General features: G+C 69.8%; 21 protein-coding genes and 5 tRNA genes. 20 read left to right on the plus strand and 6 right to left on the minus strand.

Annotated elements, in window-relative coordinates; all coding sequences use genetic code 11:
* The first annotated feature begins 571 nt into the window (after positions 1-571).
* From OG223_RS36950 to OG223_RS36995, 10 genes are all read left to right on the plus strand, one after another.
* Positions 572-757 carry a hypothetical protein gene (locus tag OG223_RS36950; protein WP_329258262.1) on the plus strand — a complete coding sequence of 62 codons (186 nt, stop codon included), beginning with the start codon at positions 572-574 and terminating at the stop codon, positions 755-757.
* 79 nt (positions 758-836) lie between these two features.
* Positions 837-1,613: a fumarylacetoacetate hydrolase family protein gene (locus OG223_RS36955; protein ID WP_019058646.1), complete on the plus strand. Its 777-nt coding sequence runs from the start codon at positions 837-839 to the stop codon at positions 1,611-1,613.
* Entirely contained in the window at positions 1,606-3,081 is a 1,476-nt protein-coding gene (gene gltX / locus OG223_RS36960) for a glutamate--tRNA ligase (RefSeq protein ID WP_443073779.1), read from the plus strand. The genes OG223_RS36955 and gltX overlap by 8 nt, the downstream gene beginning before the upstream one ends.
* 114 nt (positions 3,082-3,195) lie before the next feature.
* Positions 3,196-3,855, plus strand: coding sequence for a DUF4241 domain-containing protein (locus tag OG223_RS36965; RefSeq protein WP_329258268.1), 660 nt, complete (start codon positions 3,196-3,198; stop codon positions 3,853-3,855).
* Positions 3,856-3,934: 79 nt separating this feature from the next.
* Positions 3,935-4,666 (plus strand): HAD family hydrolase, encoded by a 732-nt coding sequence (locus OG223_RS36970; RefSeq protein ID WP_329258270.1) that lies wholly within the window; start codon positions 3,935-3,937, stop codon positions 4,664-4,666.
* A 91-nt stretch (positions 4,667-4,757) separates the two neighbouring features.
* A tRNA-Gln gene (locus tag OG223_RS36975) sits at positions 4,758-4,829 on the plus strand.
* A gap of 42 nt (positions 4,830-4,871) precedes the next feature.
* Positions 4,872-4,944: transfer RNA gene (locus OG223_RS36980), tRNA-Glu, on the plus strand.
* Between the two features lie 62 nt (positions 4,945-5,006).
* A tRNA-Glu gene (locus tag OG223_RS36985) sits at positions 5,007-5,079 on the plus strand.
* Between the two features lie 20 nt (positions 5,080-5,099).
* Positions 5,100-5,171 (plus strand) — tRNA-Gln (locus OG223_RS36990).
* Between the two features lie 28 nt (positions 5,172-5,199).
* Positions 5,200-5,272 (plus strand) — tRNA-Glu (locus OG223_RS36995).
* A gap of 158 nt (positions 5,273-5,430) precedes the next feature.
* On the opposite strand, the gene ndgR is transcribed toward OG223_RS36995, so the two are convergent.
* Positions 5,431-6,147: an IclR family transcriptional regulator NdgR gene (gene ndgR / locus OG223_RS37000; RefSeq protein ID WP_019068721.1), complete on the minus strand. Its 717-nt coding sequence runs from the start codon at positions 6,145-6,147 to the stop codon at positions 5,431-5,433.
* A 190-nt stretch (positions 6,148-6,337) separates the two neighbouring features.
* On the opposite strand from ndgR, the gene leuC reads away from it, so the two are divergent.
* From leuC to OG223_RS37020, 4 genes are all read left to right on the plus strand, one after another.
* Complete coding sequence (gene leuC, locus OG223_RS37005; protein ID WP_329258272.1) at positions 6,338-7,762, plus strand: 3-isopropylmalate dehydratase large subunit; 1,425 nt, start codon at positions 6,338-6,340, stop codon at positions 7,760-7,762.
* A gap of 5 nt (positions 7,763-7,767) precedes the next feature.
* Positions 7,768-8,361: a 3-isopropylmalate dehydratase small subunit gene (gene leuD / locus OG223_RS37010; RefSeq protein ID WP_329258274.1), complete on the plus strand. Its 594-nt coding sequence runs from the start codon at positions 7,768-7,770 to the stop codon at positions 8,359-8,361.
* Positions 8,362-8,637: 276 nt separating this feature from the next.
* A complete protein-coding gene (locus tag OG223_RS37015; protein ID WP_019068724.1) occupies positions 8,638-8,868 on the plus strand; it encodes a hypothetical protein in 231 nt (76 codons plus the stop codon).
* A 138-nt stretch (positions 8,869-9,006) separates the two neighbouring features.
* Positions 9,007-9,648: an HU family DNA-binding protein gene (locus OG223_RS37020; protein WP_329258277.1), complete on the plus strand. Its 642-nt coding sequence runs from the start codon at positions 9,007-9,009 to the stop codon at positions 9,646-9,648.
* Between the two features lie 124 nt (positions 9,649-9,772).
* Here OG223_RS37020 and OG223_RS37025 read toward each other — a convergent pair whose 3' ends face one another.
* Together OG223_RS37025 and cofC are read right to left on the minus strand one after the other, a co-directional pair.
* Positions 9,773-9,976: a hypothetical protein gene (locus OG223_RS37025; protein WP_329258281.1), complete on the minus strand. Its 204-nt coding sequence runs from the start codon at positions 9,974-9,976 to the stop codon at positions 9,773-9,775.
* A 29-nt stretch (positions 9,977-10,005) separates the two neighbouring features.
* On the minus strand, positions 10,006-10,644 hold the full coding sequence (gene cofC, locus OG223_RS37030) for a 2-phospho-L-lactate guanylyltransferase (RefSeq protein ID WP_329258284.1): 639 nt from the start codon (positions 10,642-10,644) through the stop codon (positions 10,006-10,008).
* A gap of 144 nt (positions 10,645-10,788) precedes the next feature.
* Here cofC and OG223_RS37035 point away from each other — a divergent pair, with 144 nt between their 5' ends.
* From OG223_RS37035 to OG223_RS37045, 3 genes are all read left to right on the plus strand, one after another.
* Entirely contained in the window at positions 10,789-11,598 is an 810-nt protein-coding gene (locus OG223_RS37035; RefSeq protein WP_329258287.1) for a lysophospholipid acyltransferase family protein, read from the plus strand.
* A complete protein-coding gene (locus OG223_RS37040) occupies positions 11,595-12,605 on the plus strand; it encodes an NAD(P)H-dependent glycerol-3-phosphate dehydrogenase (protein WP_329258289.1) in 1,011 nt (336 codons plus the stop codon). The genes OG223_RS37035 and OG223_RS37040 overlap by 4 nt, the downstream gene beginning before the upstream one ends.
* A 185-nt stretch (positions 12,606-12,790) precedes the next feature.
* Positions 12,791-13,948: a D-alanine--D-alanine ligase family protein gene (locus OG223_RS37045; protein ID WP_329258291.1), complete on the plus strand. Its 1,158-nt coding sequence runs from the start codon at positions 12,791-12,793 to the stop codon at positions 13,946-13,948.
* 36 nt (positions 13,949-13,984) lie between these two features.
* On the opposite strand, the gene OG223_RS37050 is transcribed toward OG223_RS37045, so the two are convergent.
* Positions 13,985-14,476 (minus strand): DUF3515 domain-containing protein, encoded by a 492-nt coding sequence (locus OG223_RS37050; protein ID WP_329258293.1) that lies wholly within the window; start codon positions 14,474-14,476, stop codon positions 13,985-13,987.
* Positions 14,477-14,496: 20 nt separating this feature from the next.
* A complete protein-coding gene (locus tag OG223_RS37055) occupies positions 14,497-14,730 on the minus strand; it encodes an Lrp/AsnC family transcriptional regulator (RefSeq protein ID WP_003997603.1) in 234 nt (77 codons plus the stop codon).
* A gap of 191 nt (positions 14,731-14,921) precedes the next feature.
* On the opposite strand from OG223_RS37055, the gene OG223_RS37060 reads away from it, so the two are divergent.
* Both OG223_RS37060 and thiD read left to right on the plus strand, forming a co-directional pair.
* Positions 14,922-15,887 (plus strand): thiamine-phosphate kinase, encoded by a 966-nt coding sequence (locus OG223_RS37060; RefSeq protein ID WP_019058663.1) that lies wholly within the window; start codon positions 14,922-14,924, stop codon positions 15,885-15,887.
* On the plus strand, positions 15,884-16,678 hold the full coding sequence (gene thiD / locus OG223_RS37065) for a bifunctional hydroxymethylpyrimidine kinase/phosphomethylpyrimidine kinase (protein ID WP_329258297.1): 795 nt from the start codon (positions 15,884-15,886) through the stop codon (positions 16,676-16,678). The genes OG223_RS37060 and thiD overlap by 4 nt, the downstream gene beginning before the upstream one ends.
* An 84-nt stretch (positions 16,679-16,762) precedes the next feature.
* On the opposite strand, the gene rpmB is transcribed toward thiD, so the two are convergent.
* The gene (gene rpmB / locus OG223_RS37070; RefSeq protein WP_003973430.1) at positions 16,763-16,948 is read right to left on the minus strand and encodes a 50S ribosomal protein L28; all 186 of its coding nucleotides are present in this window, start codon (positions 16,946-16,948) and stop codon (positions 16,763-16,765) included.
* Positions 16,949-17,205: 257 nt separating this feature from the next.
* Between rpmB and OG223_RS37075 the strand changes: the two genes are divergently transcribed.
* Positions 17,206-18,954: a DAK2 domain-containing protein gene (locus OG223_RS37075; RefSeq protein ID WP_329265671.1), complete on the plus strand. Its 1,749-nt coding sequence runs from the start codon at positions 17,206-17,208 to the stop codon at positions 18,952-18,954.
* Positions 18,955-18,960 lie beyond the last annotated feature (6 nt).

Raw genomic sequence — 18,960 nt, forward strand, 5'->3', positions numbered from 1 at the left:
AGCGTCGCAACCTCTGGACCAGGCGCCCCTCCGCGCGAACGGAAGGACGGTGTCGGCGTCTTAGGGAGCGCCCTGAACGCGCCCCCCAGTGTGTGGTCGTGAGTGACCGGCGCTGCTCCCCCTTCCGCCGCCCCTGGCGCTGCGTTGCGCCCTCTGCGCGCCGGGCTGATTCTGCGGCGGTCCGTGGAATTCCAGCACAGTGCCGGATCTCCAACAAGGCCCGTAGGCCAGGCTGTGACCTGTGTGACACCGCGTGAGGGGTGTGTCACGAGACGTAGAAAGCTATTCACCCCAAAGGGGGCATATCCCCACGACCCTTGGGGGCATGGTGTGTGCCCAAGTCGCCATGATCAGGAGCGGAATGACAGCTTCGAGGGGGCAATGTCCGTTTCGTTGAGGTGAGTTGAGGGTCCGAATTGGACGCTTTGCCCATACGGCCGTGAGCAAACTCACATGCGGATCAAGGGCTCTCCGCGTCTTCGGCCGGGAATTGGATGTTTAGCCTGACGCTTTACATGAGGGCACATACTGCCAACCACCCAGCCACGGACGACGAGGGTCGAGTACAACAGTGAAGACCACGATGATGTTCCGCAACATTGCCAACCCGCGACGCACGACGCTGGCGCACCTCGCGGACGCCGAGGCGCTGCAGACGCCGGAGCTGCAGGAACACTCGCTCGACCTGCCGGCCCAGACCGCCAACCCGCGCCGCACGATCCTCATGGAGATCCCGGTCACCGCCGCCGCGGAGTAATCGCGCGAGGAGGGGCCCCGCACCGCGTTAGCCTGGAGCGTCAGACTCCAGCCAGCTCAGTGAGGGGCGCCAGGATCCCGTGCGCATCGCCAGATTCTCCATCGACGGGAACGTCGCCTTCGGCGCGGTCGAGGGCGACAAGCCGGACGAGCTCGTCCTCGACATCATCAAGGGCATCCCGTTCGCGGACTTCGAACTCTCCGGCACGAAGGTCCCGCTGAGCAAGGTCAGGCTGCTGCCGCCGGTGCTCCCGAACAAGGTCGTCGCCTACGGCCGCAACTACGCCGAGCACGCCCGCGAACTGGGCAACGAGGTGCCGGACGTCCCCTTCGCCTTCTTCAAGCCGTCCACCTCCGTGATCGGCTCCGGCGACGACATCCAGTACCCCTCCTTCACCGAGGACCTCCACCACGAGGCCGAACTGGCCGTCGTCATCGGCCGGATGTGCCGCGAGGTCCCGCGCGAGCGCGTCAAGGACGTCATCCTCGGCTACACCTGCGCCAACGACATCACCGCGCGTGACGTCCAGAAGCGCGAGAAGCAGTGGGCCCGCGCCAAGGGCTTCGACACCTCCTGCCCGCTCGGCCCCTGGGTGGAGACGGACCTCGACCCGAGCGACCTCACCATCCAGCTCACGGTCAACGGACAGCAGCGACAGCTCGGCCGCACCAGCGAGATGATCCACTCGATCGAGGATCTGATCGTCAACATCACCGAGGCCATGACGCTGCTCCCCGGCGACGTGATCCTCACGGGCACCCCGGCAGGCGTCGGACCGCTCACCGTCGGCGACGAGGTCGCCGTCTCCATCGAAGGCATCGGCACTCTCACCAACAAGGTTGTCAAGCGTGGCTAGCGCACCTGTACGCGTCCGTTTCTGCCCCTCGCCGACCGGAAACCCCCACGTGGGCCTGGTCCGCACCGCCCTGTTCAACTGGGCCTTCGCCCGGCACCACCAGGGCACGCTGGTCTTCCGCATCGAGGACACCGACGCGGCCCGCGACTCCGAGGAGTCCTACGGCCAACTCCTCGACGCGATGCGCTGGTTGGGCTTCGACTGGGACGAGGGCCCGGAGGTCGGCGGCCCGCACGCGCCGTACCGCCAGTCGCAGCGGATGGACCTCTACAAGGACGTCGCGCAGAAGCTCCAGGACGCCGGCCGCGCCTACCCCTGCTACTGCTCCACGGAGGAGCTGGACGCCCGCCGCGCAGCCGCCCGCGCCGCCGGCAAGCCCTCCGGCTACGACGGCCACTGCCGCGACCTCGGCGCCGAGCAGAAGGCCGCCTACGTGGCCGAGGGCCGGGTGCCGATCGTCCGCTTCCGGATGCCCGACGAGACGATCACCTTCACGGACCTGGTCCGCGGCGAGCTGACGTTCACCCCGGAGAACGTGCCGGACTACGGCATCGTCCGGGCCAACGGCGCGCCCCTGTACACGCTCGTCAACCCGGTCGACGACGCCCTGATGGAGATCACCCACGTCCTGCGCGGCGAGGACCTGCTCTCCTCCACCCCGCGCCAGATCGCCCTCTACAAGGCGCTGATCGACCTGGGCATCGCCAAGGAGATCCCGTCCTTCGGGCACCTGCCGTACGTGATGGGCGAGGGCAACAAGAAGCTCTCCAAGCGCGACCCGGAGTCCTCGCTCAACCTCTACAGGGAGCGCGGTTTCCTGCCCGAGGGACTGCTCAACTACCTTTCCCTGCTGGGCTGGTCGCTCGCTGCCGACCGGGACGTCTTCACGATGGACGAGATGGTCGCGGCCTTCGAGATCTCCGACGTGAACCCGAACCCGGCGCGCTTCGACCTGAAGAAGTGCGAGGCGATCAACGCCGACCACATCCGCCTGCTCGACGTGAAGGACTTCACCGAGCGCTGCGCCCCGTGGCTGAAGGCCCCGTTCGCCCCCTGGGCGCCGGAGGACTTCGACGAGGCCAAGTGGCAGGCCGTCGCGCCGCACGCGCAGACCCGCCTCAAGGTCCTCTCGGAGATCACGGACAACGTCGACTTCCTGTTCCTGGCCGAGCCGGTCGAGGACGAGGCGTCCTGGACGAAGGCCATGAAGGAGGGCTCCGACGCCCTCCTCCGTACGGCCCGCGAGAAGCTGGAGTCGGCCGACTGGAACTCGCCCGAGTCCCTCAAGGAGGCCGTCCTGGCCGCCGGTGAGACCCACGGCCTCAAGCTCGGCAAGGCGCAGGCCCCGGTCCGCGTCGCCGTCACCGGCCGCACGATCGGCCTGCCCCTCTTCGAGTCCCTGGAGATCCTCGGCAAGGAGAAGACCCTGGCGAGGATCGACGCGGCGCTCGCCAAGCTGGCCGCGTAACGCACACGCGCGTGGAGGGGCGGCGGTCACGACGGACTGCCGCCCCTTCGGCGTTGTCAGTGCGGGGCGTTAGGGTTCCGGAGCACTGAAGATCGTTCAGGAGAGGCGCCTTTCATGCCGATGACCGCTCGTGACTACACCTGGCTGTTCACGCCGGGCAGCACGTTCACGGAGGACGAGACCGGCACGGTCGGCGTGATCCACCTCGCGGACGGCGGCGAACTGTGGCTCCCCACCGGCCAGGTGGTGGCCTGCGACCCGTTCGTCTCCCTGGGCGGCGGCGAGGCCGAGCCCTTCACGGTCGCCGTGGCCCCCGGCCGCTACCGGGTCGAGGCGGCCGTCGCCACCGTCACCCACCCCGACCAACCCCCGGCCGACACCCCTCACCTGCGCATCGCCGCCGCCCGCCTGGTCATACGGGACGAACCCACCGCCACCTGGGAACTCGCCCTCCAGCCCGGCCAGGACCTCGCCGAACTCACCGACGACGAGTTCTACGGCTACGGAGTCGACGCGGGCACGGGCGCGTTCTACGACGCCTCGGCCGACGGCTCGTTCCCGGAGTGCGAGGGCGACGAGGGCCCGCTGTGGGACGCCTTCGAGGAGCACGGCCACGCTCCGGGGCCGTATCTGGTCACCTCCCCCTCCACCGGCCACACCCTGGCGGCCTTCGGCTCCGGCTGGGGCGACGGCGCCTACCCCACCTGGATCGGCCGTACGGCGGCCGGTGAAGTCACCTGCTTCGTCACGGACTTCTTCGTCGCGCCCCTGTGACGCGGACCCCTGTGGCGCAGACTCCCTGTGGCGCAGATGGGGGCAGACGCGCCCCAGGGCCCCGGGTTACCGTCGGATCATGACCATTCGGGCCGTCGTCTGGGACGTCGACGACACCTTGTTCGACTACACCGGCGCGGACCGCGCCGCCATGCGCGAGCACCTGGCGGCCGAGGGGCTGCTCGACGGGCACGCGAGCGTGGTGGACGCCCTGGAGCGCTGGCGGGTGGCCACCGAGTTCCACTGGGGACGGTTCTCGGCCGGGGAGGTCTCCTTCGAGGGACAGCGCCTGGACCGGGTCCGGCTGTTCCTGGACCGCGAGTTGACCGACGTCGAGGCCGACGACTGGTTCCGGCGCTACAAGGTCCACTACGAGCGGGCCTGGGCCCTCTTCCCGGACGTCCTGCCCGTCCTGGACGCCCTCGCGGCCACCCACCGGCACGCCGTCCTCTCCAACTCCAGCCTCACCGTCCAGGACCGCAAACTGCGCGCCCTCGGTGTGTACGACCGCTTCGAGGTCGTCCTGTGCGCGGCCGAACTGGGCGTCTCCAAGCCCGAGGCCGGAGCCTTCCTGGCGGCCTGCGAGGCGCTGGAACTGCCGCCGCACGAGGTCGCGTATGTCGGAGATCACCCCGAGATCGACTGGCGGGGTGCGTCCGACGCGGGCCTGCTCTCCGTCTGGATCGACCGCCACGGCGGGCACACCCCTGACGAGGCCCTGGTGGGACGGCACCGGATCGCCTCGCTGGCCGAACTCCCCGCGCTCCTCGGCGCTGATACCCGTTTTGGAGCCCCGTCCACCTTCAGGTAATGTTCTTCCTGCGCCGCCGGAGAACAGACCGAAAGGTCAGCTACCTGGGGGCGAACGCTAGAACAAGATCCCGACAGGGATTGAGTCTTAGTGGCCTATGGTGTAATTGGCAGCACGACGGTTTCTGGTTCCGTTAGTCTAGGTTCGAGTCCTGGTAGGCCAGCTCGCAGAGCTCATCTGCAACCGCAGAGGTCAACTCTGCAAAGCCCCCGTTGTGTAGCGGCCTAGCACGCTGCCCTCTCACGGCAGTAGCGCCGGTTCGAATCCGGTCGGGGGTACAGATCCTTCCCAGGAAGGTGGTACGGGTCGCACCCGCCACCTCTCATGCAGGATCGCTAGGGCCCCCGTTGTGTAGCGGCCTAGCACGCTGCCCTCTCACGGCAGTAGCGCCGGTTCGAATCCGGTCGGGGGTACGCTTTACCTTGAATCACCTTGGTCTATGGTGTAATTGGCAACACTACGGTTTCTGGTACCGTCATTCTAGGTTCGAGTCCTGGTAGACCAGCTTTGATCTGCGGAAACGCACGATCTAGGCCCCCGTTGTGTAGCGGCCTAGCACGCTGCCCTCTCACGGCAGTAGCGCCGGTTCGAATCCGGTCGGGGGTACGTACAGCAGAGCCCCTCCACTTCGGTGGAGGGGCTTTTGCGTTGTCCGCCCGCCCGGTGCGCCAACTCGGCGTGGTTCACCAGGAGTTGGGGGACCGGACATGACGAAGGGCCTGCCGCGGCGTTGAGGCAGGCCCTTCTGTGATGTTCCCGGGGGATCAGCCGGTGCGGCGCAGGGCCTCGGAGAGACGGGCGGCGGCGTCGATGACCGCCTGGGCGTGCATACGGCCCGGGTGGCGCGTCAGGCGCTCGATGGGGCCGGAGACGGACACGGCGGCCACCACGCGGTTCGAGGGGCCGCGCACGGGCGCGGAGACGGACGCGACGCCCGGCTCGCGCTCGCCGATGGACTGGGCCCAGCCCCGGCGCCGTACGCCCGAGAGGGCCGTGGCGGTGAAGCGGGCGCCCTGGAGGCCGCGGTGCAGGCGCTCCGGCTCCTCCCAGGCCATCAGGATCTGGGCCGAGGAACCGGCTTTCATCGTGAGCGTCGAGCCGACCGGGACCGTGTCCCGCAGTCCGGACAGGCGTTCCGCGGCGGCGACGCAGATGCGCATGTCGCCCTGGCGGCGGTAGAGCTGCGCGCTCTCGCCCGTGATGTCCCGCAGATGCGTGAGCACCGGGCCCGCCGTGGCGAGCAGGCGGTCCTCGCCGGCGGCCGCGGCCAGCTCGGCGAGACGGGGGCCCAGAATGAAGCGGCCCTGCATGTCGCGCGCCACCATGCGGTGGTGTTCCAAAGCCACGGCCAGCCGGTGTGCCGTGGGTCGTGCCAGCCCGGTCGCCGCGACCAGACCCGCGAGGGTGGCCGGACCGGACTCCAGAGCGCCCAGGACAAGGGCTGCCTTGTCCAGGACGCCGACGCCGCTACTGTTGTCCATGAAACGATACTCGCGTCTCACTCTGTGAAACGCAAGTTCCTTTTTTCGTGAGACGCGCAACTCTTGTAGACACAGCGGCCCGCGTACCAAACGGGCCAGGCGGCGGCTGCCCGTGAACCAGGGGTGCGAGCGCCGTCTCCTCAAGATCTCTAGTTGGGCCGGCGCTGTTTCGCCGGCCGGAGGGAAAGCGATGGGTAGGACACTCGCGGAGAAGGTCTGGGACGACCACGTCGTCCGGCGCGCCGAGGGCGAGCCCGACCTCCTCTTCATCGATCTGCACCTGCTGCACGAGGTGACCAGCCCGCAGGCCTTCGACGGTCTCCGCCAGGCCGGGCGTCCCGTGCGGCGCCTCGACCTCACCATCGCCACCGAGGATCACAACACCCCGACCCTCGACATCGACAAGCCCATCGCGGACCCGGTCTCCCGGGCCCAACTGGAGACGCTGCGCAAGAACTGCGCCGACTTCGGCGTGCGCCTGCACTCCCTGGGCGACGTGGAGCAGGGTGTCGTCCACGTCGTAGGACCGCAGCTCGGTCTGACCCAGCCCGGTACGACGGTCGTGTGCGGTGACTCCCACACCTCCACCCACGGCGCCTTCGGCGCACTGGCGTTCGGCATCGGCACCTCCCAGGTGGAGCATGTGCTGGCCACCCAGACGCTGCCGCTGGCCCGTCCGAAGACCATGGCCATCACGGTCGACGGCGAACTGCCCGACGGCGTCACCGCAAAGGACCTGATCCTCGCCATCATCGCGAAGATCGGCACCGGCGGCGGCCAGGGCTACATCCTCGAATACCGCGGCTCCGCCATCGAGAAGCTCTCGATGGAAGCCCGCATGACCATCTGCAACATGTCGATCGAGGCCGGCGCCCGCGCGGGCATGATCGCCCCCGACGAGACCACCTTCGAGTACATCAAGGGCCGCGCCCACGCCCCCGAGGGCGAGGACTGGGACGCCGCCGTCGCGTACTGGAAGACCCTGAAGACCGACGCGGACGCGGAATTCGACGCCGAGGTCGTCATCGACGGTCCCTCACTGGCGCCGTTCGTCACCTGGGGCACCAACCCCGGTCAGGGCGCGCCGCTTTCGGCGTCCGTCCCCGACCCGGCTTCGTACGAAGACGCTTCGGAGCGCTTCGCCGCCGAAAAGGCCCTGGAATACATGGGGTTGGAGGCCGGCCAGCCGCTGCGGGACATCAAGGTGGACACCGTCTTCGTAGGTTCGTGCACCAACGGCCGTATCGAGGACCTGCGTGCGGCCGCCGCGATCGTCGAGGGCCGCAAAGTCGCCGACGGCGTACGGATGCTGGTCGTTCCCGGCTCCGCGCGGGTCGGTCTGCAGGCCGTCTCCGAGGGCCTGGACGTCGTGTTCAAGGATGCCGGCGCCGAATGGCGGCACGCGGGCTGCTCGATGTGTCTGGGCATGAACCCCGACCAACTGGCGCCCGGTGAGCGCTCCGCGTCCACCTCCAACCGCAACTTCGAGGGCAGGCAGGGCAAGGGCGGCCGTACGCACCTGGTCTCGCCGCAGGTCGCCGCCGCGACCGCCGTGCTGGGCCACCTGGCCTCGCCCGCCGATCTGTCCGACGCCCCTGTGCCCGCTGGAGTCTGAGAGTCATGGAAGCATTCACCACGCACACCGGCCGGGCCGTCCCGCTGCGCCGCAGCAACGTGGACACCGACCAGATCATCCCCGCCCACTGGCTCAAGAAGGTGACCAGGGACGGGTTCGAGGACGGGCTGTTCGAGGCCTGGCGCAAGGACGAGAACTTCGTCCTCAACCGCCCCGAGCGCGAGGGCGCGACGGTCCTGGTGGCCGGCCCCGACTTCGGCACCGGCTCCTCCCGCGAGCACGCCGTGTGGGCGCTGCAGAACTACGGCTTCAAGGCCGTCATCTCCTCCCGGTTCGCCGATATCTTCCGCGGCAACTCGCTGAAGAACGGCCTGCTCACGGTCGTTCTGGAGCAGAAGATCGTGGACGCGCTGCAGGACCTCGCCGAGCGGGACCCGCAGGCCGAGATCACCGTCGACCTGGAGGCCCGCGAGGTGCGCGCCGAAGGCATCACCGCCGCCTTCGAACTCGACGAGAACGCCCGCTGGCGGCTGCTGAACGGCCTGGACGACATCTCCATCACCCTCCAGAACGAGGGCGACATCGCCACGTACGAGGCCAAGCGCCCCTCGTACAAGCCGAGGACGGTCCAGGTCTGACCCCAAGGCCTCCCACGAGGCCTTCCTCCGGTCGAGATTCGGCCACGCGACACCCTGTCTGTACCCCCGATCGCCACGATTGGGGGTACAGCCATGTCTGCACCCGAACGGCCCTGCGCGCCTGCAACGCTTTGCTCAACTCCCTGTGTTAGACAGGGTGTTGACTGGGTAGGCGCAGCTTTGAGCCAAGGCTGCCGCCGGGCTCGGGAACGCTGTTTGAGGCACCAGTTGCTACCCCCGCAGGCGACAACTCGCCCCAGATGGCACAATCTGTGCATGGAACACGACGGCCAACTCAAGCTCTATGCGGCAGTCGCGGACCAACTCAAGGAAGCGCACACAAGGGTGCGCGCACTGCAAGTCCCGGAGGGCGTACGGATGGCGCTGGCCCGGAAGCTGCTGGTCATTACGGCCGCGGCCAAGCACGATCTCGCCGACGCGACAAGGCGGCTGGACCGGTTCACGGCGGACCTCGACGCGGGTCGATTCCCGGAAGAGGAACGCTGAAACAAGTCCAGGACAGCCGAGTTCGTTGCGGCGCACGGGTGATTAGCCCGTTTCGTGTTTGATTTGCGGTATATATCTGCCTAACGTGCGAAAAAGCCGGAGCAGTTTCGTTCCGGCAATGTCTCCGAAGGGGAAGACGTGAACAAGGCGCAGCTCGTAGAAGCGATTGCGGACAAGGTCGGTGGCCGTCAGCAGGCCGCCGAGGCGGTCGACGCGGTTCTGGACGCGGTCGTCCGTGCCGTCGTCAATGGGGACCGGGTTTCGGTCACCGGCTTCGGTTCGTTCGAGAAGGTCGACCGTCCGGCCCGTTACGCCCGCAACCCCCAGACGGGCGAGCGGGTTCGGGTCAAGAAGACCTCCGTGCCGCGCTTCCGCGCGGGCCAGGGTTTCAAGGACCTGGTGAGCGGCTCGAAGAAGCTCCCGCGCGGCGGCGAGGTCGCCGTCAAGAAGGCGCCCAAGGGCAGCCTGAGCGGCACCGCTTCGGCGACGGTCAAGAAGGCCGCGGCCAAGAAGACCACCGCCAAGAGGGCGACGGCCGCCGCGAAGAAGACCGTGGCGAAGAAGACGGTCGCCAAGAAGACCACGGCCACGGCCAAGAAGACCGTGGCGAAGAAGGCGACCGCCAAGAAGACCACGGCCACGGCCAAGAAGACGGCGGCCAAGAAGGCCACCGGCACCGCCAAGAAGGCCCCGGCCAAGAAGGCGACGGCCACCAAGGCCCCCGCCAAGAAGTCGACGGCGCGCAAGACCACCGCCAAGAAGGCCACCGCCACCCGCTAGTCACGGGGCGCAGGGCACTCACGCGCCGGGCCGGACTCCCTCTGGGAGTCCGGCCCGCGGCGTATTCACGGCCCCTGTAAGGGCGTTCAGAAGGTCTCGTACGCCCCGTACGGGGCAAAGGCGTTCAGAAGGTCTGCAGCGTCACCAGCGTGACCCTGAGCCCGCCCCTCGGCCCCTCGGTCTCGATCCGCACCCGTTGTCCCGGCCGCAGCAGCCGCAGCCCGCCCGCGTCGAACGCGGCGGCGTCGAAGGACACCGGGGTGCCGTCGTCGAGCAGCACACTGCCGGTACGGGTCCCGGCGTCGTAGGTGTAAGCGGTCGCCTGCATGGCCGCAGCCTACTGCCGCCGACCGCCGGCTACTGCCCGGGAATCAGCAGCCCCGCCGCCGCTGCCGCCGTGCGCGGCCCGACCCCGAGGGTCAGCGCCGCCCGCAGATCCTCGCCGGTGTCCACGTCCTGTCGTACGGAATCCACCGCGTCCAGGGTGAGTTCGACCGCTCCGGAGGCGTGATGGCGCACGCGGGAATCCGTGCCGAAAGCCGGGCGCAATTCGCGGCCCTCTCGGGCGGTGAGCAACGTGGTACCGATTGTGGCCGCGTCCGGGAGAAAAGCGCGGGGGAATTCGGCGGCCGCGTCCAGGACCCGGGCCAATTCCGCGGGGCGCAGCGCCGGCAGATCGGCGTTCAGGGCCGCGACCGCGCTTTCGGGGCGGGAAACCCGCACGACCGCCGCCGCGTGCCGCAGAGCGGCGTTCAGGCCCCCTCCCGGCTCGTCCGCGACGATACGGGCGCCCAGCGCGGCGAGTTCGCGGCCGGCCAGGGCGTCGTCCGTGACGACCGCCACATCACGGACCGCCGGGCAGGCCAGCGCCGCCGCCACGGTGTCCTGGGCGAAGGCGAGGGCCAGGCCCGGGCGCAGCCCGTCGCCCGCGGTGTCCGAGAGCCTGCTCTTGGCTCGCGCCAGAGGCTTCAGGGGTATGACCAAGGTCCACTGCACCGGCGTTCCGTCCCTCTCTTGTCGCGGCCATTGTCACCCGGCACCCCTGGCGGTGTCGGTGGCGGGGCGTACGGTGTTCTCGACAGACCGGCGGCCTGGGGCGACACTTGTGCGGCCCCCCAGGTCCTAGAGGAAGGTGTTCGCGTGCCCCGCCGCAGAATCGGGTTCTGGTACCGCTTCGCAGCGGTCCTCTGCAAACCGCCGCTGGTGGTTCTGATCAAGCGGGACTGGGGTGGAATGGAACACATTCCGGCCGAGGGCGGGTTTATCACCGCGGTGAACCACAATTCACAAGTGGACCCCTTCGCATACGGACACTTTCAGTACAACACCGGACGTGTTCCGCGATTCCTGGCGAAGAGCAGCCTTTTCGGGAAGGGATTCGTCGGCGCCGCGATGCGCGGCACCGGACAGATCCCCGTCTACCGCGAGACCACGGACGCGTTGAGTGCCTTCCGCGCCGCGATCGACGCCGTGGAGCGCGGCGAGTGCGTCGCGTTCTATCCCGAGGGCACCATCACCCGGGACCCCGACCAGTGGCCCATGGCCGCAAAGACCGGCGCCGCGCGGGTGGCCCTGCAGACGCAGTGCCCCGTGATTCCCGTGGCCCAGTGGGGCGCCAACGAATTGCTGCCGCCGTACGCCAAGAAACCGCGCGTCTTTCCGCGGAAGACCAGTCATGTGCTCGCGGGCCCGCCGGTGGACCTCACGCGGTTCTACGGCAAGGAGATGAGCCCGGACCTCCTCAAGGAGGCGACCGAGGTCATCATGGCCGACATCACCCTCCTGTTGGAGCAGATCCGCGGCACCAGGGCGCCCGCGACGGCCTACGACCCGCGCCGCGAGCGGATCGAGCAGCGGCGCCGAACGGCCGCGGAAACCCACGAGTTGGAGTCTCGGGCCGAGTCGGCGAGCGAGCCGAAGGTCGAGCAGGAAGAGGGGCAGGGCACGTGAGCAAGCCGGTCAAGGCGGCCGTATTCAGCGCCGGTTCGTGGGGCACGGCGTTCGGCATGGTGCTCGCCGACGCGGGCTGCGAGGTCACGCTGTGGGGGCGTCGCGCGGAAGTCGTGGAGGCCATCAACTCCACCCGTACGAACCCCGATTACTTCCCCGGCGTCGAACTCCCGGAGAACCTGCGGGCCACCACCGACCCCGCCGAGGCCGCCGCCGGCGCCGACTTCACCGTCCTGTCGGTCCCTTCGCAGACGCTGCGCGCCAACTTGGCCGAGTGGGCACCCCTGTTGGCGCCCGACACGGTCCTCGTCTCGCTCATGAAGGGCGTCGAGCTCGGCTCCGTCATGCGGATGAGCGAGGTCATCGAGGACGTCGCCAAGGTCGGCCGGGACCGTATCGCCGTGGTCTCCGGGCCCAACCTCGCGCGGGAGATCGCCTCCCGGATGCCGGCCGCCGCGGTGGTCGCCTGCACCGACGAGGCCGTGGCCCGGCGGCTCCAAGCCGCTTGCCACACGCCGTACTTCAGGCCGTACACCATCACCGACGTCGTGGGCTGCGAGCTCGGCGGCGCGGTGAAGAACGTGATCGGGCTCGCCGTCGGCATCGCGGACGGCATGGGGCTCGGGGACAACGCCAAGGGTTCGCTGATCACCCGCGGTCTCGTCGAGACGACCCGGCTCGGTATCGCGATGGGCGCGGATCCGCTCACGTTCTCCGGGCTCGCGGGTCTCGGCGACCTGGTGGCGACCTGTTCCTCGCCGTTGTCGCGGAACCACACCTTCGGTACGAACCTCGGCAAGGGCATGACCCTCCAGGAGACGATCGCGGTCACCAAGCAGACCGCGGAGGGCGTCAAGTCCTGTGAGTCCGTGCTGGACTTGGCCCGTCGGCACGAGGTCGACATGCCGATCACGGAGACGGTGTTCGAGATCGTGCACGAGGGGAAGTCGCCGGTGGTCGCCGTGAAGGAGCTGATGTCGCGCAGCGCTAAGCCTGAGCGTCGGTGAGGGCTCCGCCCCAGGGGGTGCCGCATTCGGTTGTTGGGCGGCTGCGGCTCCGTCGTGGCTTGTCGCGCAGTTCCCCGCGCCCCTATAGGGCACTGTCCGACCGCACGCTTCAAGGCGCGGCCTGAACCGCCGCTCGTCAACGGACGCTGACTCAAACCACTACCACCGGGTACTCTCATCGCGATATGAGCACCGAGAACCTCCCCCAGAACCCTGAGCAGCCGCCTCGCAAGCCGCGTGTGGCCGTCGTGTTCGGCGGTCGCAGCTCCGAGCACGGGATCTCCGTGGTCACCGCCGGCGCCGTCCTCGGGGCCATCGACCGGACCAAGTACGACGTCCTGCCGATCGGCATCACCCGCGAAGGCCGCTGGGCCCTCACCGCCGACGCACCGGAGCGGATGGCGATCACCGACCGCCGTACGCCCGACGTCGAGCAGCTCACCGAGTCGAGCGAGGGCGGAGTGGTGCTCCCGCTCGACCCCGGGAACCGCGAAGTCGTCCTCAGCGAACCGGGATCCGTGCCCAAGGCCCTCGGCGAGGTCGACGTCGTCTTCCCCGTCCTGCACGGCCCCTACGGCGAGGACGGCACCCTCCAGGGACTCCTGGAGCTGTCCGGTGTGCCGTATGTGGGCGCGGGTGTGCTCGCCTCGGCCGTCGGCCAGGACAAGGAGTACATGAAGCGGGTGTTCGCCTCGTTCGGCCTCAAGGTCGGCCCCTACGTGGTGATCCGGCCGCGCGAGTGGGAGCGGGACGAGTCCGCCGCGCGCAAGAAGATCGTCGACTTCGCGGGTGAGCACGGCTGGCCGCTGTTCGTGAAGCCCGCGCGCGCGGGGTCGTCGATCGGCATCACCAAGGTCGACGACCTGGCCGGACTCGACGAGGCGATCGAGGAGGCGCAGCGGCACGACCCGAAGATCCTCGTGGAGGCCGCGCTGCGCGGCCGCGAGATCGAGTGCGGGGTGCTGGAGTTCGAGGACGGGCCGCGCGCGAGTGTGCCGGCCGAGATCCCGCCGCCCCAGGAGCACGCGTACTACGACTTCGAGGCGAAGTACATCGACTCGACCCCCGGCATCGTGCCCGCCCCGCTGACGCCGGAGGAGACCGCCGAGGTCCAGCGGCTCGCTGTGGACGCCTTCGACGCGGCCTCCTGCGAGGGGCTCGTGCGGGCGGACTTCTTCCTCACGGAGGACGGCGAGTTCGTCATCAACGAGATCAACACCATGCCCGGCTTCACGCCGATCTCGATGTACCCGAAGATGTGGGAGGCCAGCGGCGTGCCCTACGGCGAGCTGGTGGACCTCCTGGTGCAGGCGGCCCTGCGCCGGTCCACGGGACTGCGCTGAGCCGGTCGCTCCGGTCTGTCCGGCGCTTCGGTCCGTCTAGTCGGCGATCCCCGCGGGGATCGCCTTCTTCACGGACTTCGCGAGGTCGACCAGGGGCGCCATGCCGTCTCCGGTGCGCTCCTTCGGGATGGTCACCTCCACGTAGGCCTTCCGCAGCGTCGTGGTGAAGCGGAAGGAGCCGTCGTCCTCCTTCTGGAGGAGCCAGCCGACCCCGTTCACCTCGACGCCGTCGGCCTCCGGGTCGTTCATCTTCGCGGGTCTGACGACACCGCAGCGCAGTATGATCGCCGGGTTCCCCCAGCCCGCGGTCAGCGCGGACGCGGGCTCGGGATCCCGGCGGCCCTGGTCGTCGACCTTGGACGGCAGCACCTTGTCCAGATTCCGGCACAGCCCGGTGCCCTTCGCGCCCGGCGAGGGAACCGCCGCCGACGCGCTGTCGTCTGCTGAGGAGCAGCCCGCGACGGTGATCAACGCGGCGAGCACGGACAGCCCGATGACAGAACGGCGCCGGAGACGGAGAGAGTTCACCGGCCAAGGGTAGACGGGGGCTACAGATGCACCACCGGGCAGGTCAGGGTGCGGGTGATGCCGTCCACTTGCTGGACTTTGGCGACCACCATGCGGCCGAGGTCGTCGACCGTGTCGGCCTGGGCGCGCACGATCACGTCGTACGGTCCTGTCACGTCCTCGGCCTGGATCACTCCAGGGATCTTGCTGATCGTCTCGGCGACGGTCGACGCCTTGCCGACCTCCGTCTGGATCAGGATGTACGCCTGTACCACGGAACCTCCAGGGCGGCCACGAGGATCATGTGGGGAAAAGGAACGCCACGGTATCGCGTCGCCGCTCGCCGCGGGGAGACCCGCGGCCGTGCCAGGACGTGGGCACGACTGAAGTCGACGGTCACCTCGACCGTACCGAGCACACCGACGGCTCGCGACCGGGCGCTGCCGTCACGAGAAGAGGACGAACGATGAAGGGCACCGTCGGTGAGTTGGGGGAGTTCGGGCTCATCAGGGAGCTCACTTCCCGGCTCACCACCACCCCCGCGGTCCGGGTCGGCCCCGGCGACGACGCCGCGGTCGTCGCCGCGCCCGACCGCAGGGTCGTGGCGAGCACCGACATACTGCTGGAGGGTCGGCACTTCCGCCGCGACTGGTCCACCGCCTACGACGTCGGACGCAAGGCCGCCGCGCAGAACCTCGCGGACATCGCCGCGATGGGCGCCGTACCGACCGCGCTGCTCCTCGGCCTGGTCGTGCCGGCCGAACTCCCGGTCACCTGGCCCATGGAGCTGATGGACGGGCTGCGCGACGAGTGCCAGGTCGCGGGTGCCTCGGTGGTCGGCGGCGATGTCGTACGAGGCGACACGATCATGGTGTCGATCACCGCGCTCGGCGATCTGCGGGGCCGTGAGCCGGTCACCCGGGGTGGCGCGCAGCCCGGTGACGTGGTCGCGGTGACCGGCTGGCTGGGCTGGTCGGCGGCCGGGTTCGCGGTGCTGTCGCGGGGCTTCCGGTCGCCGCGCGCGTTCGTGGAGGCGCACCGGCGCCCCGAGCCGCCGTATCACGCGGGTCCGGCGGCGGCCGGGCTCGGGGCGACCTCGATGTGCGACGTGAGCGACGGGCTGATCGCCGACCTCGGGCACATCGCGGAGGCCAGCAAGGTCCGCATCGACATCCGGTCCGGTGCGATCGACGTGCCGACGCAGATGAACGACATCGGGCAGGCCGTCGGCGTCGACCCCATCCAGTGGGTGCTCACCGGGGGAGAGGACCACGCGATCGTGGCGACCTTCGCACCGGACGTGAAGCTGCCGGCCCGCTGGAAGGTGATCGGTGAGGTCCTCAACCCCTCCGCGCTGCCCCAGGTGACGGTCGACGGGGCGCCGTGGACCAGCAAGGGCGGCTGGGACCACTTCGGGGACATCGAGTCGTGAAGCCGCTGGTGCTGACCGTGGCCGGCTCCGACTCCGGTGGCGGGGCCGGGATCCAGGCCGACTTGAAGACCATGCTCGCGCTCGGCGTGCACGGCATGAGCGTCGTCACCGCGGTCACCGCGCAGAACTCCCTCGGTGTGCAAGGGGCTTGGGAACTTCCGGCGGAGGCGGTGCGCGCCCAGTACCGCAGTGTCGTCGACGACATCGGCGTACAGGCCGTGAAGACCGGGATGCTCGCGTCGGCCGAGCTCGTCGAGACGGTCGCGGAGTTGATCAGCGGGACGGACGCCCCGGCGGTCGTCGACCCGGTGGGCATCTCGAAGCACGGGGACTCACTGCTGGCGGCTTCCGCGCTGGACGCCGTACGCACGAAACTGCTGCCGGCGGCGACCGTCGCGACGCCGAACCTCGACGAGGTGGCGCAGTTGACCGGCGTGCGGGTCGACGCGGAGGAGCGGTTGCGGGAGGCCGCGTCGGCCGTGCTGGCGTACGGTCCGCGGTGGGTGTTGATCAAGGGTGGGCATCTGCCGGGTGACGCGGTGGATCTGCTGACCGACGGTGCCGAGGAACACTGGCTGCGCGCGCCTCGCTACGACAACCGGCACACCCATGGGACCGGCTGCACGCTCGCTTCGGCGATCGCCGCGCAGCTCGCCATGGGGCTGGCGGTGCCGGAGGCGGTGACGGCGGCGAAGGCCTATGTCACGGGGGCGATCGCGGCGGGGTTCGCGCTGGGGCGCGGGATCGGGCCGGTGGATCATGGGTGGGCGCTGCGGCGGGACCCCCGCTGACGAGGGCACGGCAAAAAGCCGGCCCACACGAGGTGGACCGGCTCGATGCAGCGAACCAGCAGTGGCCGCGCGCTCAGCAGTGCGTCAGCGCGAGACCTTGCCGGCCTTGATGCACGAGGTGCAAGCGTTCACGCGCTTCGGCGTCCCACTGACCACGGTACGGACGCGCTGGATGTTCGGGTTCCAGCGACGGGACGTACGGCGGTGCGAGTGCGAGATGTTGTTGCCGAAGCCCGGCCCCTTGCCGCAGACGTCGCAGTTGGCAGCCACGGGTCACTCCAAAGACTTCAGATGCACAGATGCACTTACGGATGATCCCGGCATGCCGGAATCGAGATCGTAAGATCTGAGTGGCGCTGCCAGGGGGGATGGCCCGATCGGGATCGGGCAACCGGAGCAGCATACAACGACTGCGCCAGTACAACGAAACTACCATGCCTGGTCGGGGGCCCGCTCCGGCCCTCCTCGGGCCCGGGCCGTCCCAAGGTCTACGCTGCGTGCCAGTCCAGCAGCTCAAGGAGGCGCAGGTGCCGCAGGTGCCGCAGACATTCTTCGATGCTCTCGCGGTGCGTACCTGGTGCGGTCTCGCGCTGCGGGCGCTGGGGCGTGCGCGCGAGGAGATCGACGCGATCAACGTGTACCCGGTGGCCGACGGGGACACGGGCACCAACCTGTACCTGACCATGGAGTCCGCGGTCGCCGCGGTCGAGGCGGTGTTCGACGGACACGGCACCCTGACCGAGCAGAAACCGCCGCTGGCCGACGCCGTCCGCGCGATGGCCCATGGGGCGCTGATAGGGGCGCGCGGGAACTCCGGGACGATCCTCGCGCAGTTGCTGCGGGGCATGGCCCAGGTGCTCGCCGCCGACGGTGAGACGGCTCACACGGACGGCGAGGGGCTACGGCTCGCCCTGCGGCGCGCGGCCGACTCCGCCCGGCACGCGGTGGCCCACCCGATCGAGGGCACGGTCCTCTCGGTCGCCTCGGCGGCGGCGGACGCGGCCGACGACAGCGGGGACGACAGCGAGGGCGACTGCGGGACCGTCGCACGGGCCGCCTACGTGGGAGCGTGCGCCGCGCTGGCCGCGACCCCGGGGCAACTGGCCGTCCTGGAGCGCGCGGGTGTCGTCGACGCGGGCGGGCGCGGGCTGGTCGCGGTGCTGGCCGCGCTGGTGGAGACGTTCACGGGGGAGGGGCCGGTCTTCACGGCCCTGGAGACGCACGCACGCGTGGCCGTCGACGTGACGCACACACGCGTGGAGGACGTTTTCGCCTCCCATGCCTCCCATGCCTCCCATGCTTCCGGCGCTCTCGATGCTCCTGGCGCTCCCGAAGGCACCCCGCGTGAAGGCGGCCCCGCCTTCGAGGTGATCTACCTCCTGGAGGCCGACGACTCGGCCGTGACACGGCTGCGGGAGCGGCTCGACGCCCTCGGCGACTCCCTCGTCGTGGTCGGCGGCGACGGCCTGTGGAACGTCCACGTGCACGTGGACGACGCCGGCGCCGCCGTGGAGGCGGGCGTCGAGGCCGGCCGGCCGCACCGGATCCGGATCACCCACTTCGGGCTCGGCGACGTCCACACCACCGGTGCCGAACGGCCGCCCAGGGAGCGCGCCCAGCGGGCCGTCGTCGCCGTCGTCCCCGGCGAGGGTCTGGCCGGGCTCTACGGCGAGGCCGGCGCGACCACCGTCCTCGCGCGCCCCGGGGAGCCGCCGGCCAGCGGGGAACTGGTCGCGGCCCTGCGACGGGCACACGCGCGTGAGGTCGTGCTGTTGCCCAACGACGCGGACCTGCGCCACACCGCGGCCGCTGCCGCCGAGCAGGCCCGGGCCGAGGGTATCCGGGTCGCGCTGATCCCGACGCGGTCCGCGGTCCAGGGGATCGCCGCGCTCGCCGTGCACGAGCCGGAGCGGCGCTTCGACGAGGACGTCGTCTCCATGACCTCGGCGGCGGGCGCGACCCGCTACGCCGAGGTCGCCGTCGCGGAACGCCAGTCCTGGACCATGGCCGGCATCTGCCAGGCCGGGGACGTCCTGGGGCTCGTCGACGGCGACGTGGCGGTGATCGGCGCCGATGTCACCGCCACCGCCCGGGCCGTCCTCGACCGCATGCTCGCGGCCGGCGGCGAACTCGTCACGCTCGTCCTCGGCGACGAGGCACCCGCCAGCGTCGCGGACATCCTGGAGGGCCACGTCCGGGAGTCGTACCTCGCGGTCGACACGGTGGTGTACCGGGGCGGCCGGCAAGGTGCCCTGCTGCTCATCGGCGTCGAGTAGGGGTCC

Source organism: Streptomyces sp. NBC_01478, from assembly GCF_036227225.1.
Taxonomy (GTDB): domain Bacteria; phylum Actinomycetota; class Actinomycetes; order Streptomycetales; family Streptomycetaceae; genus Streptomyces.